This is a genomic window from Streptococcus oralis (genome assembly GCF_026782345.1).
GTDB lineage: Bacteria > Bacillota > Bacilli > Lactobacillales > Streptococcaceae > Streptococcus > Streptococcus oralis_CK.
This window is the reverse complement of sequence record NZ_JAKUWI010000001.1, coordinates 395,061-410,603: the sequence shown is the minus strand read 5'-3', so window position 1 is coordinate 410,603 and position 15,543 is coordinate 395,061. Positions and strand designations below refer to the sequence as shown.

Annotated in this window: 16 protein-coding genes; all 16 read right to left on the bottom strand. The window is 42.7% G+C overall.

Annotated features, from left to right (window positions below):
• Positions 1 to 32 precede the first annotated feature (32 nt).
• The 16 genes from MK405_RS02040 to truB all read right to left on the bottom strand — a co-directional run bounded on the left by MK405_RS02040 (position 33) and on the right by truB (position 15,516).
• The gene (locus tag MK405_RS02040; RefSeq protein ID WP_268704175.1) at positions 33 to 689 is read right to left on the bottom strand and encodes an MmcQ/YjbR family DNA-binding protein; all 657 of its coding nucleotides are present in this window, start codon (positions 687 to 689) and stop codon (positions 33 to 35) included.
• Between the two features lie 43 nt (positions 690 to 732).
• A complete protein-coding gene (locus tag MK405_RS02035) occupies positions 733 to 1,365 on the bottom strand; it encodes a copper homeostasis protein CutC (RefSeq protein WP_268704174.1) in 633 nt (210 codons plus the stop codon).
• A gap of 93 nt (positions 1,366 to 1,458) precedes the next feature.
• The gene (locus MK405_RS02030) at positions 1,459 to 1,818 is read right to left on the bottom strand and encodes a YbaN family protein (protein ID WP_268704173.1); all 360 of its coding nucleotides are present in this window, start codon (positions 1,816 to 1,818) and stop codon (positions 1,459 to 1,461) included.
• Between the two features lie 106 nt (positions 1,819 to 1,924).
• Complete coding sequence (topA, locus tag MK405_RS02025; RefSeq protein ID WP_268704172.1) at positions 1,925 to 4,012, bottom strand: type I DNA topoisomerase; 2,088 nt, start codon at positions 4,010 to 4,012, stop codon at positions 1,925 to 1,927.
• 117 nt (positions 4,013 to 4,129) lie between these two features.
• A complete protein-coding gene (dprA, locus tag MK405_RS02020) occupies positions 4,130 to 4,978 on the bottom strand; it encodes a DNA-processing protein DprA (RefSeq protein WP_268704171.1) in 849 nt (282 codons plus the stop codon).
• Between the two features lie 80 nt (positions 4,979 to 5,058).
• Positions 5,059 to 5,682 (bottom strand): hypothetical protein, encoded by a 624-nt coding sequence (locus MK405_RS02015; RefSeq protein ID WP_268704170.1) that lies wholly within the window; start codon positions 5,680 to 5,682, stop codon positions 5,059 to 5,061.
• Positions 5,683 to 5,819: 137 nt separating this feature from the next.
• Positions 5,820 to 7,643 (bottom strand): translation elongation factor 4, encoded by a 1,824-nt coding sequence (lepA, locus tag MK405_RS02010; protein ID WP_268704169.1) that lies wholly within the window; start codon positions 7,641 to 7,643, stop codon positions 5,820 to 5,822.
• A 78-nt stretch (positions 7,644 to 7,721) separates the two neighbouring features.
• Positions 7,722 to 8,450 (bottom strand): metallophosphoesterase family protein, encoded by a 729-nt coding sequence (locus MK405_RS02005; protein ID WP_061452490.1) that lies wholly within the window; start codon positions 8,448 to 8,450, stop codon positions 7,722 to 7,724.
• A complete protein-coding gene (gene recN / locus MK405_RS02000; RefSeq protein ID WP_268704168.1) occupies positions 8,451 to 10,118 on the bottom strand; it encodes a DNA repair protein RecN in 1,668 nt (555 codons plus the stop codon). It lies immediately after the preceding gene.
• 6 nt (positions 10,119 to 10,124) lie between these two features.
• Positions 10,125 to 10,556, bottom strand: coding sequence for an arginine repressor (locus MK405_RS01995; RefSeq protein WP_268704167.1), 432 nt, complete (start codon positions 10,554 to 10,556; stop codon positions 10,125 to 10,127).
• Positions 10,549 to 11,364 (bottom strand): TlyA family RNA methyltransferase, encoded by an 816-nt coding sequence (locus tag MK405_RS01990; RefSeq protein ID WP_268704166.1) that lies wholly within the window; start codon positions 11,362 to 11,364, stop codon positions 10,549 to 10,551. Before MK405_RS01990 ends, MK405_RS01995 begins: the two co-directional genes overlap by 8 nt.
• The gene (locus MK405_RS01985) at positions 11,357 to 12,232 is read right to left on the bottom strand and encodes a polyprenyl synthetase family protein (RefSeq protein ID WP_268704165.1); all 876 of its coding nucleotides are present in this window, start codon (positions 12,230 to 12,232) and stop codon (positions 11,357 to 11,359) included. The genes MK405_RS01990 and MK405_RS01985 overlap by 8 nt, the downstream gene beginning before the upstream one ends.
• Positions 12,229 to 12,441, bottom strand: a complete 213-nt coding sequence (locus MK405_RS01980) for an exodeoxyribonuclease VII small subunit (protein WP_000043226.1) — start codon at positions 12,439 to 12,441, stop codon at positions 12,229 to 12,231. The genes MK405_RS01985 and MK405_RS01980 overlap by 4 nt, the downstream gene beginning before the upstream one ends.
• A complete protein-coding gene (gene xseA, locus MK405_RS01975; RefSeq protein WP_268704164.1) occupies positions 12,419 to 13,759 on the bottom strand; it encodes an exodeoxyribonuclease VII large subunit in 1,341 nt (446 codons plus the stop codon). Before xseA ends, MK405_RS01980 begins: the two co-directional genes overlap by 23 nt.
• Positions 13,760 to 13,887: 128 nt before the next feature.
• Entirely contained in the window at positions 13,888 to 14,526 is a 639-nt protein-coding gene (gene udk, locus MK405_RS01970) for a uridine kinase (RefSeq protein WP_001181372.1), read from the bottom strand.
• A gap of 111 nt (positions 14,527 to 14,637) precedes the next feature.
• On the bottom strand, positions 14,638 to 15,516 hold the full coding sequence (gene truB / locus MK405_RS01965; protein ID WP_268704163.1) for a tRNA pseudouridine(55) synthase TruB: 879 nt from the start codon (positions 15,514 to 15,516) through the stop codon (positions 14,638 to 14,640).
• Positions 15,517 to 15,543: the final 27 nt, after the last annotated feature.

Below are 15,543 nucleotides of genomic sequence, written 5' to 3'. Positions count from 1 at the left end.
TTGAAAGTATTTGAAAACTCAAGCAAATTCCCCTATTTTTTCACGGTTAGGTTCCAACTTCTTTCTATCAATTTCAGTACCATTTCATCTGACAAAGTATCATCAAGTGCCAGACTAAGCCAGTAGCGTTTGTTCATATGAAAAGCTGGATAAATGCCCTTTTGTGAAAGAAAATCAGCTACTTGGTCGTGTTTAATATTGACAGCTTCGACTAGCCCTTCTCTACCCTTTTCCAGCTTATCCCATGGGATTCTCATCAAAACGGCATACCACTTTTTATTGTCTTCATGGCGCAATACAGCTGTATCAGGTGATTTTTCCCACAGATACTCCAACTGATTACCATATTTCTCCTGAACTTGAGCCATGATACGCTTAGTCTGAGGACAGATAAAATCCTGCACATCAAAGCAAGCCTTCCGAATCTGGTAAAGAATCTCCAAACAAGCCTCACGGACACTTCCGACAAAACTTCCCCGCATACTTTCCATGTGTACTTGAGGATAGAGGTCACCCGTTTCCTGATCAAAAACCTGAAAGCTCACATTATCCGGAGTGATAGAGACTGTCATGAAAAAGTCACCCTGCAAAATCTGGCAACTATAGGTCCAAACTTCCCCATTTTCTACAAAACCATAGGCATGGGCTTTTTCTTTATTAAACTGATAGGATTTAAAAATTTCAAACATAAGTGAAAACTGCTACCAAAAGCTAGCAGTTCCTTTCTATTTTTTAAAAGACAACCTTGGTTCCATGCAATTGTGTCACGCCCAGCTGGTCGATAAAGGTTTGACGGTTGTCAAGGTCAATCCCCCCACCTGGTAAAATTTCAATTTTGCCAGCTGCATGTTCCAAAATTCTGTGATAATGAGCAAAACGCTTGTCTAGCGAGTCTCCAGATACACCAGCACGAGTTAGGATACGAGTGACACCAGCTTGGCTGAGCCAGTCAATGGCTTCCAACTGGTCTTCATCGCTTAATTCATCAAAGGCCATGTGAAAGACAATTTCCATTCCTTTAGATGCGACAATCAACTTCTCAAGATTAGCCTTATCCAACTTTTTATCAGCAGTTAATGCTCCAAAAACAACCCCTTGACTTCCAGCCTGCGCAGTCAAACGAATGTCTTCTAACATGATCTCTATTTCAAGATCAGTATAGACAAAGTCGCCACCACGGGGACGAATCATAGTCATAATGGTCGTATCGTAGTTAGCTGCCAGTTCAACCGCTGCCTTGGTCACTCCATAGCTAGGTGTTGTTCCTCCTACAGCTAGATTATCACAAAGTTCGATTCGACGAGCTCCAGCCTGCATCGCTTTTTCTAGCAAGGTCACATTTTCAGCACAAAATTCGTAAATCATTTGATTCTCCTTGATGTTTTCTTTAAATTTATTATATCATATTATTTTAAATATGCTTTCATTTTTATCAAGGCAAATAACTACTATTTTTATCTATTCTTTGTCAGGAATGACTTTAAAGAGATAGTAGGTAATAAAGACAGTCAAGGCTCCCAGACAGATTTTGACTGGCAAAAGAGGGGCAAAATAAATAGAAATTCCCATCAAGATATAGATAGATACAATGATTTTTTTCTTTCGTTCTCGCGCGATTGACTTGGTTTCCCGAAAATCAGCTACATAAGTCTGATAAAGCTTTGTATGATAAAGCCAATCTTCAAAACGCTTAGAAGATTTTGAAAAGCAAGCGATAGCTAACAAAAGAAAGGGAGATGTTGGTAAAAGTGGTAGGACAACTCCAATAACAGCTAAAGCCAGTGAAATAAAGCCAATACTGAGGTAAATGAGACGCATGATTTCTTCTAGATAAATTACTCTTTCTCTAGTTTCGCATACAAGGGGGAAATTTGTCAAGCCTCAACAAAAAAGAGCCTGAAATTCATTTTCAGGACTCTTCATTTTATTTAATTTTCTCTTCTTCGTAGTCGCCATTACTACATACAACCTGCTTGCCACCACCACGGACTTTTTTCTCTACAAGGAAGTGTCCGCATTTTGGACAGTCACGGCCAATTGGTTTATCCCAGGAAGTAAACTCACATTCTGGGTAACGATTGCAACCATAGAAGATACGATTGCGCTTGGTTTTGCGTTCGATGATTTGTCCTTGATGGCAGCTCGGACACTCGACTCCAATCTCTTTGACAATCGCTTGTGTGTGACGGCAGTCTGGGAAATTGCTACAAGCATAGAATTTACCAAAACGTCCGAGCTTAATCACCATTGGACTACCACAAACTTCACAGTCAAATCCAGCTGGCTCATCCTTAATCTGGATTTTTTCCATTTCAGCTTCAGCCTTGGCTACTTCTTTGGAGAATGGTTTATAAAATTCGTCAATAACACGTTGCCACTGCTCTTTTCCAACCTCGACATCATCCAGTTTTCCTTCCATCTCAGCTGTGAAGGTCACATTGACGATGTCAGGGAAGTATTCAACAATGAGTTTATTGACAATTTCTCCCAGTTCTGTCGGTTCAAAGCGTTTGGCTGCCAGACGAACGTAGTAGCGTTTCTGAATGGTTTCAATGGTCGGAGCGTAGGTTGACGGACGTCCAACACCGTTTTCTTCCAAGGTCTTGATAAGGGTCGCTTCCGAATAGCGTGCAGGTGGTTGGGTGAAATGTTGTTCTGGCTTGCTATTGACCTGCTTGACCACATCTCCTACTGCCATATCTGGCAACATCTTGTTCTTGTCAGAGTCATTGTAAATAGCAAGATACCCATCAAACTTAACCTGACTACCATTTGCCGCAAACTGAACGCCATTTTGAGAAAGCTTAACAGCCATGGTATCAAAGATAGCTCCCGCCATCTGGCTAGCCACAAAACGGTTCCAGATAAGGGTATAAAGCTTGAGCTGGTCTTTGTCCAAGCACTTAGCGATGCTTTCAGGTGTGTTAAAGACACTAGATGGGCGAATGGCTTCGTGAGCATCTTGAGCACCTGAGGCATTCTTGACCCTACTACCATGCTTGGAATACTTGCTACCAAAACGGTCGTTAATGTAGCTTGCCGCTTCGTTCTGAGCTACAGGACTGATACGAGTCGAGTCTGTACGCATATAGGTAATCAAACCTTGCACGCCTGATCCGATATTGATCCCTTCATAGAGCTGTTGGGCTACCATCATAGTCTTTCGAGTACGGAAATTGATTTTGTTAGCTGCATCCATTTGCATGGTTGAAGTCGTATACGGTAGGGGCGCATTGCGTTTGCGTTCTTTCTTATCTACCTGGTCTACTGTGAAATCTTTACTAGTCAAATGGGACAAGACTTCTTTGACTTCTTCGTTGGTGGTCAATTTCATCTTTTTGCCATTCATGCCATAGAATGAAGCCTGAAATTGCTTGGTTCCCTTCTTAAAGACACCATCAATTGTCCAGTATTCTTCTGGTTGGAAGGCATTGATTTCATTTTCACGGTCAATGATGAGCTTAAGGGCAACAGACTGCACGCGTCCTGCTGATAAGCCCTTCTTGACCTTTTTCCACAAAATAGGCGAAATCGAATACCCTACCAAGCGGTCTAAGACTCGACGAGCTTGTTGGGCGTCGACTAAGTCCATATCAATCTTACGAGGTTCTTTAAAGGCATTTTTTACCGCGTCTTTGGTGATTTCATTAAAGACTACACGGTTGGCATCATTCTCATCCAAGTTGAGAATGTGAGCCAAATGCCAAGAAATTGCTTCTCCTTCACGGTCCGGGTCACTCGCCAGAAAGACTTTATTGGCCTTTTTGGCTTCTTTTTTTAAGTCATTGATGAGAGGACCTTTTCCTCGGATATTGATATACTGCGGTTCATAGTTATTTTCAATGTCGACTGACATACTGGATTTTTTCAAATCACGGATATGTCCGACACTGGCTAAAACCTTGTAGTTTCTGCCTAGATATTTCTCAATCGTTTTCGCCTTAGCAGGCGACTCCACGATGACTAGATTTTTTTTAACTGTTGATTTTTTCTTCTTTGTTGCCGTAGCCACACTATCACACCTTTTCAAAGTAATAAACTTTATAAAGTGTAAACCATTTTGCCATAACTGTCAAGACTTAGCTCCTATATATAGAAGAAAAGTTTATCTGAGTGAACAAATTTCTCCTTAAAATTCAAACTCAGCCAGCACATCTTGCCCGCTGGCAATCAGTTTTGCCCCCTCTTGGATTAGGTGGTGACAGCCATCTGAATGGCCATCTAAAATGTTTCCTGGAATGGCAAAGACATCACGACCTTCCTCCATAGCTCGCTCACAGGTAATGAGACTACCAGAACGCATTCTTGCCTCTGCTACAATGACTCCTCGACATAGTCCTGCTATGATTCGATTACGAGCTGGAAAGTGAAATTTCAAGGGTTCTTCACCTGGTCCGTACTCGCTAAGTACCAAATGGTGATTGCCAATGTGTTCCTGCAAACGTTTATTGGCTCGGGGATAAAATACATCCAATCCTGTTCCAATCACTGCAATCGTTCTTCCTCCATTCTGGAGTGCAGCCATATGGGCGGCTGTATCAATTCCTTTAGCCAAGCCACTGACCACGATCAACTCGTTTCCCAAACCTTGGATGACTCTCTGAACCGACTTTGCTCCCTGACTAGAACATGAACGGCTCCCTACAACAGCAACTTTCGGAAACTTTAACAAGTCCAGATTTCCTTTATAAAACAAGAGCGCTGGAGCATCATAAATCTCACTCAGATCCCAAGGATAACAGTCATCAAGAATAGAAAAGGATGGAAATTTTTGGAACTCCTTCTCCAACTGTGCATCATCTATCTGGAAATAGCGTTCCATAAAGACTGCAGGATTACGGCATCCCGATATTTCTGCAATATCACCCAGCAAGAGCTCCTGATCTACAGTCTCGTCGTATTCAAGAACAGTTAAAATTTGTTGATTGGTCAGCCCAGCTTTTCTCAATTTGTAAATCTCATAGTTTGTGATCTTCATATACAACTCCATTTCTTTTTCTACTCATCTATCTATTCGTAAAAAAAATAAAAAGAAGACCAAGGATCTTCTTTTTTCATTTATTCAGATTTAGTAGTTGACCAGCTACTTTCAATCATCGGTAAGATTGTTTTTAAAGTTTCCCCATCCCCTTCAAGTGAAACATAGCGGATTTTACCATCATTTGATCGGAAAACCCAGGTAATGAGGTATTTCCCTGACTTAGCAATTGCATTGACAACATAGGCTTCATAACCTCCAATGGTCGATTTGGAGCCCCAAACCTTACTGAAATCAGAGCTTTGTTCTTTAGAAGTTAAAATACTAGATGAGACAGTCACAACATCCAGTTTAGCATATTCTTCTTCGCTGATATTGAACTGCTCAGCCTTGAAGGTATTCAGCGTAACAATGTTGATATCTGTTCCATCACAATACTGTATATCATTTCCACCTTCTACTTCATGGAATCGAACCCATGATTTGGGTACCTTGACAAATCCATATTCATTCGAACCGATGATTTGCGTCTCTTCCTTTTTCGCTTCAGAAACGGCAGAGCTAGAGCTACTCGTTTCCTGACTGCTAGAAGAACTAACAACCGCAGTCGAACTTTCTTCGGTTGCTGTTTGCGAATTATTGGAGCATGAAGCTAAAAAAGCACTAACAGTAACTACAGTACCTAAAATCAATAATTTTTTCATCCTACCACCTCTCCATCTGCATTATAAGAAAAATAAGAACTTCTGTCAAATTCTGACCTAATCTATTCTGTTAGTTTCCGATTTTATTGCTCACATTTAAAGCAAAAACTCTTGAAGAATCTTCAAGAGTTTTGTTTCTATTCTTCATCCATACTTAAGACGGTAAGGAAGGCTTCTTGTGGGACTTCTACTGATCCAATGGCTTTCATCCGTTTCTTACCAGCTTTTTGTTTTTCAAGGAGTTTGCGTTTACGAGAAACGTCACCACCATAACATTTGGCAAGTACGTTCTTACGAAGGGCCTTGATATCAGTACGAGCCACGATTTTGTGCCCAATAGCTGCTTGGATTGGCACCTCAAATTGTTGACGAGGGATGATTTTCTTGAGCTTATCCACGATGAGTTTCCCACGTTCGTAGGCAAAATCCTTGTGAACGATAAAGCTGAGGGCGTCCACCTTGTCTCCATTGAGAAGGATATCCATTTTGACCAGCTTAGATGGGCGGTACTCTGACAATTCGTAGTCAAAGCTTGCATAACCACGCGTTGAAGACTTAAGCTTATCAAAGAAGTCAAAGACGATTTCAGCAAGTGGAATCTGATAGATAACATTGACACGATTGTCATCAATATAATCCATAGTCACAAAGTCCCCACGCTTGCGCTGGGCCAACTCCATTACTGCTCCGACAAACTCCTGCGGTACCATGATTTGCGCCTTAACATAAGGTTCTTCAATAGTCGCAATCTTGGTTGGGTCTGGAAATTCAGAGGGGTTAGACACATCCATAGACTCACCGTCAGTTTGGTTAACCTTGTAAATAACAGACGGAGCTGTCATGATAAGGTCAATGTTGAACTCACGCTCCAAACGCTCTTGGATAACATCCATATGGAGAAGTCCAAGGAATCCACAACGGAAACCAAATCCAAGGGCCTGAGATGTTTCTGGTTCAAACTGCAAGCTGGCATCGTTGAGCTGCAATTTTTCAAGGGCTTCACGAAGGTCATTGTACTTGTTTGATTCGATTGGATAAAGACCCGCAAAGACCATAGGATTCATCTGCTTGTATCCATCTAGCGGTTCTGCTGCTGGATTGCTTGCTAGAGTAACTGTATCACCCACGCGCGTATCTTGAACTGTCTTGATAGAAGCCGCAATATAACCAACGTCACCAGTCGCAAGAAAATCACGACCAACTGCTTTCGGCGTGAAAATACCGACCTCCGTCACATCAAAGGTCTTGCCATTGCTCATGAGCTGAATCTTATCGCCAGGTTTAACCACTCCGTCCATAACACGCACTTGCAGGATAACCCCACGATAGGCGTCATAAACTGAGTCGAAAATCAAGGCTTTTAATGGAGCTGAAACATCACCAGTTGGTGCGGGAACTTTTTCAACGATCTGCTCAAGAATTTCTTCAATACCAATACCAGCTTTGGCTGAAGCTAAGACCGCTTCGCTGGCATCCAGTCCGATAACATCCTCAATCTCTGTACGCACACGCTCTGGATCGGCTGCTGGTAGGTCAATCTTGTTAATGACTGGCAGAATTTCCAAATCATTGTCCAAGGCTAGATAAACGTTGGCAAGTGTTTGAGCTTCAATCCCTTGGGCCGCATCAACCACCAAAATCGCTCCTTCACAGGCAGCTAACGAACGTGACACTTCATAGGTAAAGTCCACGTGCCCTGGCGTGTCAATCAAGTGGAAAATATAGGTTTCTCCATCTTTTGCAGTGTAATTGAGCTCGATGGCATTGAGTTTAATGGTAATCCCACGTTCACGCTCAAGATCCATACTATCCAAAAGCTGTGCTTGCATTTCACGACTAGAAACCGTCTCCGTCTTTTCCAAAATGCGGTCTGCTAGGGTTGATTTCCCATGGTCAATATGGGCGATAATAGAGAAGTTTCGAATCTTCTCCTGTCGTTTTTTTAATTCTTCTAAGTTCATGATGCTCTTCCTTTCAGGGTATCTATTAATTATAAATTGTTTTTAACATTTTGACAAGACCATACCCTGCTAGGAGTACTAATCTTCGGCAATAAAGCCATCATTTTCGATAAAGTGATGTTCGGTCATTCCTTGGTCTGTAAAGACGATTCCATGAAGGACACCGCCATAGACAGCTCCTCCATCCATGCCAATCTTGCCATCTTCTGTCATCCAAAGCTCAGCAGTACCTCGGTCTTGCTTCAGCAAACCATAAACCGGTGTATGCCCAAAGACAATAGTTTTTCCAGTATGATTTTCGGCTTCGTGGAATGGCTTTCTGAGCCAGACTTTCTTGTAATCTGTGGTTTCATGCCAATCATCCAAGGTCAAGTCAATACCCGCATGAACAAAGATATACTTGTCTGTCTCTACCACAAATGGCATTTGACGAATAAATTCGACCAAGTCTGCCGCTTCTGTTGCAACACGTTTGGCATCTTCTACGCCATCAACTGGTGCATCCAAGGGACGACCTAGGATAGAGTTAATGGTTGTATCTCCACCATTGCGACGATAATGGTCATAACTTTCTTCTGGATCATCGAGCCAAGTCAGAAACATATACTCATGGTTTCCTGATAGACAGATAGCTCCATGATTGTCGACCAAGTCTTTGACCATTTCTAGAACACGGCGACTGTCTTCACCTCGGTCAATTAAATCCCCTAGAAAGAGCAGCTGAGTTTGACCATCCCAGGTTTTGAGCAGATCTTCTAGCATACCTGCCTTTCCGTGAACATCTCCAATTACATAATAGTCTGTCATTTATTTCTCCCTCGTTTGCAATAATTCTCTAGCTTGGGTAAGGGCCGCTTCTGTTACATTCTCCCCAGCTAACATCTTAGCGACTTCCTCTACTCGCTCTTCTAAAGTCAAGAGACGAACCGTCGACACCGTAGAGTGCTCATCGCTAATCTTCTCAATAAAGAATTGATAATCCGCGATGGCAATCACTTGTGGAAGGTGAGAGATAGCAAGAACCTGACCATGCTGGCCAATCTTATGAATCTTTTGAGCAATGGCCTGGGCTACACGACCTGAAACTCCCGTATCCACCTCATCAAAGACAATACTGGTCTTACCTTCCTTACGAGAAAAGGCAGACTTGATAGCCAACATGAGACGGGATAATTCCCCACCGGACGCAACTTTGACCAAAGGCTTAAAGTCCTCACCTGGGTTGGTGGAAATGTAAAATTCGACTGCTTCATTTCCTTCACGACTGAACTTACTCTTACTAAAGCGAACCTGAAATTGAGCCTTCTCCATATAGAGATCTTGCAGTTCTTGTTTAATCTCTGCCTCAAGCTGCTGGGCCAAATAATGGCGAGCAGATGCAAGCTGACCTGCCAAATCAACAAGATTAACTTCCAATTTCTTGAGTTCTGCTTCCATCTCTTCGGAAGAAAGATTATTTCCAGTCAAGAGATTATACTCATCCGTAATCTTGGCAAAATAAAGCAAAACGTCATCTACAGTTCCACCGTACTTGCGGGTGATAGTATTCAGAAGGTCTAAGCGATTCTCAATCTGCATGAGGCGATTGCCATCAAAATCCAAATCCTCAATAATATCTTCCAAACGCTTTGTAATATCTTCTAAAACATAGTAGGTCTCTGACAGAGAACTTGAAATTTCACGGTATTCAGTGTCGTATTCTTCAACACTTTCCATGTCATTCATGGCTGAACGGACATTAGCAAGACTGGAGAATTCCTCATTGTCTAACATGCTATAGGCATTGGTCAGCGTATCCGCAATATTCTTATGATTGAGGAGTTTATCTCGTTCTTGGTTGAGAGCCAAGTCTTCACCAGCCTGCAAGTTTGCAGCCTCAATCTCTGCCATTTGAAATTCCAACATCTCAATACGAGCCTTGTGTTCCTGCTGGTTTTTCTTGACTTCCAAAACCTGCTTGCGCATTTTGCGATAGGCATCAAAGCTCGTCTGATAGGTCTCCTTCAAGTCCAAGAAAGCAGCATCACCAAACTCATCCAACATCTGGATATGCAGTTGAGGACGCATTAACTCTTCTTGGTCATGCTGACCATGGATATCCACAAGGTGTTGCCCAATAGCACGCAAGACAGAAAGATTGACCATCTGACCATTCACGCGACTAACACTACGACCATTTTGCAAAATTTCCCGGCGGATGATAATCTCATCACCCAATTCTAAACCTTGCTCTTCAAAAAGTTCCTGTAAAAGGCGACTATTTTCAACCGAGAAAAGCCCCTCAATCTCTGCCTTTGGCGCACCGTGACGAATAACGTCTGTTGTTGCCCGAGCCCCCAACATGAGATTCATAGCGTCGATAATGATAGACTTTCCAGCACCCGTTTCCCCGGTCAAAACAGTCATACCCTTTTCAAAATTGAGCGAAATCGCCTCAATAATGGCAAAGTTTTTTATCGAAATTTCAAGTAACATACTGACCTACCATTTTTTGACTTGTTCAACAATTTCCTCAGCTGCCTCTGCTGTTCTAGCTACAATTAAGATAGAATCATCATCAGCTAGACAGCTAAAAATCTGTTCAGAAAATGCTTCAACCAACTGACTCTTCACAAAAATAGTATTTCCAGGAATGACAGAAAGGTTGATCATATTTCCCATTAACTCAGAACTCACAATATTGTCCTCAGCCAACTGCAAACTTTTGACGACTGATTTTGGCAACTCATAGATATAGGTGTTATTCTTCAAAGGAATTTTAACAATCCCAAGTTCCTTGATGTCTCTTGAGACAGTGGCTTGCGTAGCAGAAATACCTGCTTCCTTTAAGTGTTCAACAATTTCTTCCTGAGTCCCGATTTGATAATCTGTAACAAATCTTCTAATTTTTTCAAGTCTCTCTTTTTTATTCATCTTTAAATTCTCTATGTGCTCTCTCTACAACTTTTTCTATTTCCGGGGCAACTTGATTACTTGCTCCCTCTTCCTTTTTCAAATATGCCAGAAATTCGATGTTTCCATGTCCACCTTGGATGGGAGAAAAGTCCAAACCAAGGACTGAAAAACCTTGTTCAACTGCCATAGCAGTGACAGCTTCAAGGACATGTTGATGAACCTTGGCATCTCGAATGATTCCATTTTTTCCAATCTGCTCACGTCCTGCTTCAAACTGAGGTTTAACTAAAGCCACAACTTGCCCTTGATCTGCCAAGACACGGTGCAAGGCTGGTAAAATCAAACTTAAAGAAATGAAACTCACATCAATACTGGCAAAGCTCGGTTCCTGATCAAAATCAGTCTTTTCAGCATAGCGGAAATTGAACTGCTCCATACTGATAACCCGAGGGTCTTGACGTAATTTCCAAGCCAACTGATTGGTACCAACATCAACTGCAAAGACCAAGTCAGCACCATTTTGCAACATGACATCAGTAAATCCTCCAGTGGAAGCCCCAATATCAATCGTGGTTGCTCCCTCCACTGACAAATCAAAGACCTGCAAGGCCTTCTCTAGTTTTAGACCACCTCGACTGACATACTTGAGTTTTTCACCCTTGAGTTTTAGTTCAGTATCATCTGGGATTTTCTCTCCTGGTTTGTCAAAGCGCTCCCCATTAAGCACTGCCACAACGAGCCCAGCCATAACACCCCGCTTGGCTTGTTCTCTCGTTTCAAACAAACCCTGTTTATAAGCTAGTACATCCACTCTTTCCTTAGCCATTGATTCTCAAACTTTCTACTACTTTCACAATCGGCTCTTTTTCAAAGCTGACTTGCTGGGCAATTTCTTCTAATTTAGCCTCGGCTTGATCCAAGGTTTGGTTACAAAAGGCAATAGCCTCCTCCAAGCCCAACAAGGCTGGATAGGTTGACTTTTCTGCCTGTAAATCCTTTTGCGGCGTCTTGCCAATTTCCTCAAAACTAGCAGTCACATCCAGCACATCATCTCTGACTTGAAAGGCCAGTCCGATCAAGTCACCCACATTCTTCAGTTTTGCTTGTAATTCTGGTGCTAATTCTGCTATGATAGCTGCTGCTTGGAAAGGATAGGCTAGTAATTTTCCTGTTTTATTAGCATGAATAGTTTGTAATTCTTCCAAAGACAAATGTTGGTGTTCGCCTTTCATATCTAAAACCTGCCCTGCTACCATGCCCAGACTTCCTGAAGCAAGGGATAAGTTGGCAATCAAGTCCACCTTAATCTGACTTGGCAAATCTGCCTGCGCTATCAAAGCATAGGGGTCTAGGAACAAGGCATCTCCTGCCAAAATTGCCATAGCTTCACCGAATTTCTTGTGATTAGTCAAACGCCCTCGACGATAATCGTCATCATCCATAGCAGGAAGGTCATCGTGAATCAAGCTCCCCGTATGAATCATTTCCAAGGCCGCAGCCACTTGTGCGTGAGCTGGTCTAATAGCAACACGCAAGGCTTCTAGTACTTCTAGCAAGAGAAAAGGGCGAATACGCTTGCCACCAGCATGAATGGAATAGAGAACGGACTCTCGTAAACTAGAAGCAAACTGCTGGTCTCCATAAAAATCTTCCAAAGCCGACTCAACAAGAGCTAATTTTTCTTGCTTCTTCATTCAAAATCACTTTCTGTTCCGTCTTCTTGCATGACCTTAACCAAGGTCTTTTCAGCCTTGTCTAGCGTCGCTTGGAGCTCTTTTGACAAGACCATCCCCTTTTGAAAGGCAGCAATCGCATCTTCCAAAGCAATTTCACCATTTTCCAAACTTTGGACAATGGTCTCCAGTTCTGCTAGATTTTCCTCAAATTTCTTTTGTTTTGACATCTTTAACCTCTAATTCTACTTGACCATCTCGCATCAAAAGCATCACTTGGTCTTTTTTCTTCAACTTCTCAACCGAATCCACAACTGACTCTTCTTTTTTGACAATTGCATAACCACGCGCCACGATTCGACTGGTATCCAACATCATCAAAGCTTCTGAAAGTCGCTTGACTTCAGCAACCTTGGCATCATAAACCAGCGCCATTTGGCTACGTAGGTGCTTGTCCAACTGACCTAAACGGTCTTGAGAACGCTGGATTTTGGTTATAGGTGATAATTGGACTAGTTGATGCGTCCTTGCTTGGACTAGCTGTTTATTATCAGAAATCCGTGTTTGCAAACTTTGTTTTAATCTCAGTTGCAGTTGATCTAACCGTTGCAAATAGCCATCATACAAGCGCTCTGGTTGTCTAAAGATGACTGACTGACTGCATTTTTTCAGAGCTTCTTTTTTTCTTGACAGGACATTCTGAACTGCTGTCGCCATCCGCTTTTCTTGATTTTGCAAATGCGTCAATAGATCCAACTTGGTCACAGGCGTTGCCAATTCAGCCGCAGCTGTTGGCGTTGCAGCTCGGCGATCAGCTACAAAGTCCGCCAAGGTCACATCTGTCTCATGCCCAACACTAGAAATAACTGGCAAACGAGATTCAAAAATGGCTCGTACCACAATTTCTTCGTTAAAAGCCCAGAGATCCTCGATGGAACCCCCACCACGACCAATGATGAGAACATCTAGGTCCTCACGTTGATTGGCACGCGCAATATTTCGAGCAATTTCCTCCGCAGCTCCATCACCTTGTACTTTTGTCGGATAGAGAAGAATGTCGACACCTGGGAAGCGCCTGCTGACGGTCGTGATAATATCTCGAATAACGGCTCCACTACGACTGGTTACTACACCAATTCGCTTAGAAAACTGGGGAAGAGGTTGCTTGTAGCGTTCTTGAAACAGGCCTTCTTCTGTCAATTTTTTCTTGAGTTGTTCAAACTGAATCGCGAGCGCCCCAACCCCATCAGGCTCAGCCTTTTCAATGATGATAGAGTAGCTCCCACTGGGTTCATAAACCTGCACACGCCCAATTACATTGATCTTCATACCTTCTTCCAAGTCGAAACCTAATTTCTGATAGATCCCTGACCAGATGGTCGCTTGAATAACTGCATGGTCATCTTTTAAGGAGAAATATTGGTGAGTAGGTCGTTTACGAAAGTTGGAAACTTGACCAGTTAAATAGACCCGTTCCAAGTAAGGGTCTTTATCGAATTTCATTTTCAGATACTTGGTCAAAGTTGTTACCGATAAATACTTTTCCATCTCCACCTACTATTCATTTTCTTGCTTTTCCATGGGTATTATTATACCAAAAACATGCTTAAAAATCACCTTTTTCCTACCGAAACGAAAGGAAAAATAGAAAAAGGAGGCATGGCCTCCTCATCTGATTATTTACTGTTTCGCGCTTCTTCCAAAATCTTTGCAATCTTGGTGGTCAAAAGATCGATAGCAACGGTATTGCTGACCCCCTCAGGAATGACGATATCGGCATAACGCTTAGTCGGCTCTATAAACTGGTGGTACATAGGTTTAACTACACCTAAGTACTGCTCAATGACACTGTCAAGGCTACGTCCACGCTCTTCCATATCACGCTTGATCCGACGAATAATACGCACATCATCATCTGTATCCACAAAAATCTTGATATCCATCAAATCGCGCAGGCGCTTGTCCTCCAAGACCAAAATCCCCTCAACGATAAAGACATCCTGAGGCTCCTGACGATAGGTTTTGCTACTCCGTGTATGCGCTGTATAGTCATAAGTCGGAATGTCCACTGGGCGCCCTGCCAACAATTCCTTAATCTGCTCGATCATCAGGTCTGTATCAAAGGCAAATGGATGGTCATAGTTGGTTTTGACACGCTCTTCAAAGGTCAAGTGAGACTGATCCTTGTAGTATGAATCATGCTCAATCATGGAAATCTTTTCATCAGGAAAGTGCGATAAAATGGCTCTTGAAACACTTGTTTTTCCTCCACCAGAACCACCTGTCACTCCGATAATGATTGGTCTATTTTGCATGCTATCCTCCGTTTTTTTATCCGTCGTCTATTCTATCACATTTTTTGCAAAATTTATAGTCTGATTTGGATAGTCTAGGGGAAACAAATCCATCCCCACACTCCAGTTAGACTAGCCAAAAACCTTTCTTGGCTTGTAGAGATTGCCCCTTTTTTCTAGAATGGCTAGCAATGTATCTCCCTCAAAGGCAGCTAATTCTTGGTCCGTTTGGTCTAGCTTGATAAAACGACCAAAGCGCACTTCTGTAGCCTCTTCTGGACTTAGGAAAACTTTGACAAGATCCCCCGTTCCAATTTCAAGAGGATGGAGAAAGTCCAGTTGACCAGCCTCCACTTTTTCAGCAATTTCGTCCAAGGTAAGAGCATCCTCCAGTTGTAACCCTGCAGCACTAGTCCGTGTCAGATGGGACATATGGGCCGCATAACCAAGCTTCTCTCCCAAGTCAACTGACAAGGTACGGATATAAGTCCCCTTACTGCATTTCACACGAAATGTAAAACGTGCGAGGTGATCGTCATAAGAAATCGAACTAGTCCGCTCAAATTGATAAATAGTCACCTGACGTTCTGGACGCTCCACTTCCTGACCAGCACGCGCATACTCATAGAGCTTGCGACCATTAACCTTGACAGCCGAATACATAGGCGGAATCTGGGTAATAGGTCCGGTCAGACTCGCAATCGCTTCATCGACAATGGTTTCATCCAAGGGAGACAAAACGGGTGTCTCTGCGACCACTTCTCCGCTGGCATCCTCAGTCGTCGTTGAATAACCAAGAGTGATTTCCCCCTCATAGACCTTACCCTCATCCTGCATAAATTCGACCATGCGGGTTGCCTTGCCAACTGCAATGGGCAAAACACCCACAACATCAGGATCTAAGGTACCTCCATGACCGATTTTCTTGGTTCCCAAAATCTTACGCAGCTTAAAAACTGCATCATGCGAGGTCATGCCCGCTTCTTTTTTTAAGTTGATAATACCGTTCATGTGTTGCTTTCTAGTTTCCCTTTCACT

Coding starts and splice junctions, on each gene's coding strand:
- MK405_RS02040 (WP_268704175.1), bottom strand. CDS start 689: ATGTTTGAAATTTTTAAATCCTATCAGTTTAATAAAGAAAAAGCCCAT.
- MK405_RS02035 (WP_268704174.1), bottom strand. CDS start 1,365: ATGATTTACGAATTTTGTGCTGAAAATGTGACCTTGCTAGAAAAAGCG.
- MK405_RS02030 (WP_268704173.1), bottom strand. CDS start 1,818: ATGCGTCTCATTTACCTCAGTATTGGCTTTATTTCACTGGCTTTAGCT.
- dprA (WP_268704171.1), bottom strand. CDS start 4,978: ATGAAGATCACAAACTATGAGATTTACAAATTGAGAAAAGCTGGGCTG.
- MK405_RS02015 (WP_268704170.1), bottom strand. CDS start 5,682: ATGAAAAAATTATTGATTTTAGGTACTGTAGTTACTGTTAGTGCTTTT.
- lepA (WP_268704169.1), bottom strand. CDS start 7,643: ATGAACTTAGAAGAATTAAAAAAACGACAGGAGAAGATTCGAAACTTC.
- MK405_RS02005 (WP_061452490.1), bottom strand. CDS start 8,450: ATGACAGACTATTATGTAATTGGAGATGTTCACGGAAAGGCAGGTATG.
- recN (WP_268704168.1), bottom strand. CDS start 10,118: ATGTTACTTGAAATTTCGATAAAAAACTTTGCCATTATTGAGGCGATT.
- MK405_RS01995 (WP_268704167.1), bottom strand. CDS start 10,556: ATGAATAAAAAAGAGAGACTTGAAAAAATTAGAAGATTTGTTACAGAT.
- MK405_RS01990 (WP_268704166.1), bottom strand. CDS start 11,364: ATGGCTAAGGAAAGAGTGGATGTACTAGCTTATAAACAGGGTTTGTTT.
- MK405_RS01985 (WP_268704165.1), bottom strand. CDS start 12,232: ATGAAGAAGCAAGAAAAATTAGCTCTTGTTGAGTCGGCTTTGGAAGAT.
- MK405_RS01980 (WP_000043226.1), bottom strand. CDS start 12,441: ATGTCAAAACAAAAGAAATTTGAGGAAAATCTAGCAGAACTGGAGACC.
- xseA (WP_268704164.1), bottom strand. CDS start 13,759: ATGGAAAAGTATTTATCGGTAACAACTTTGACCAAGTATCTGAAAATG.
- udk (WP_001181372.1), bottom strand. CDS start 14,526: ATGCAAAATAGACCAATCATTATCGGAGTGACAGGTGGTTCTGGTGGA.
- truB (WP_268704163.1), bottom strand. CDS start 15,516: ATGAACGGTATTATCAACTTAAAAAAAGAAGCGGGCATGACCTCGCAT.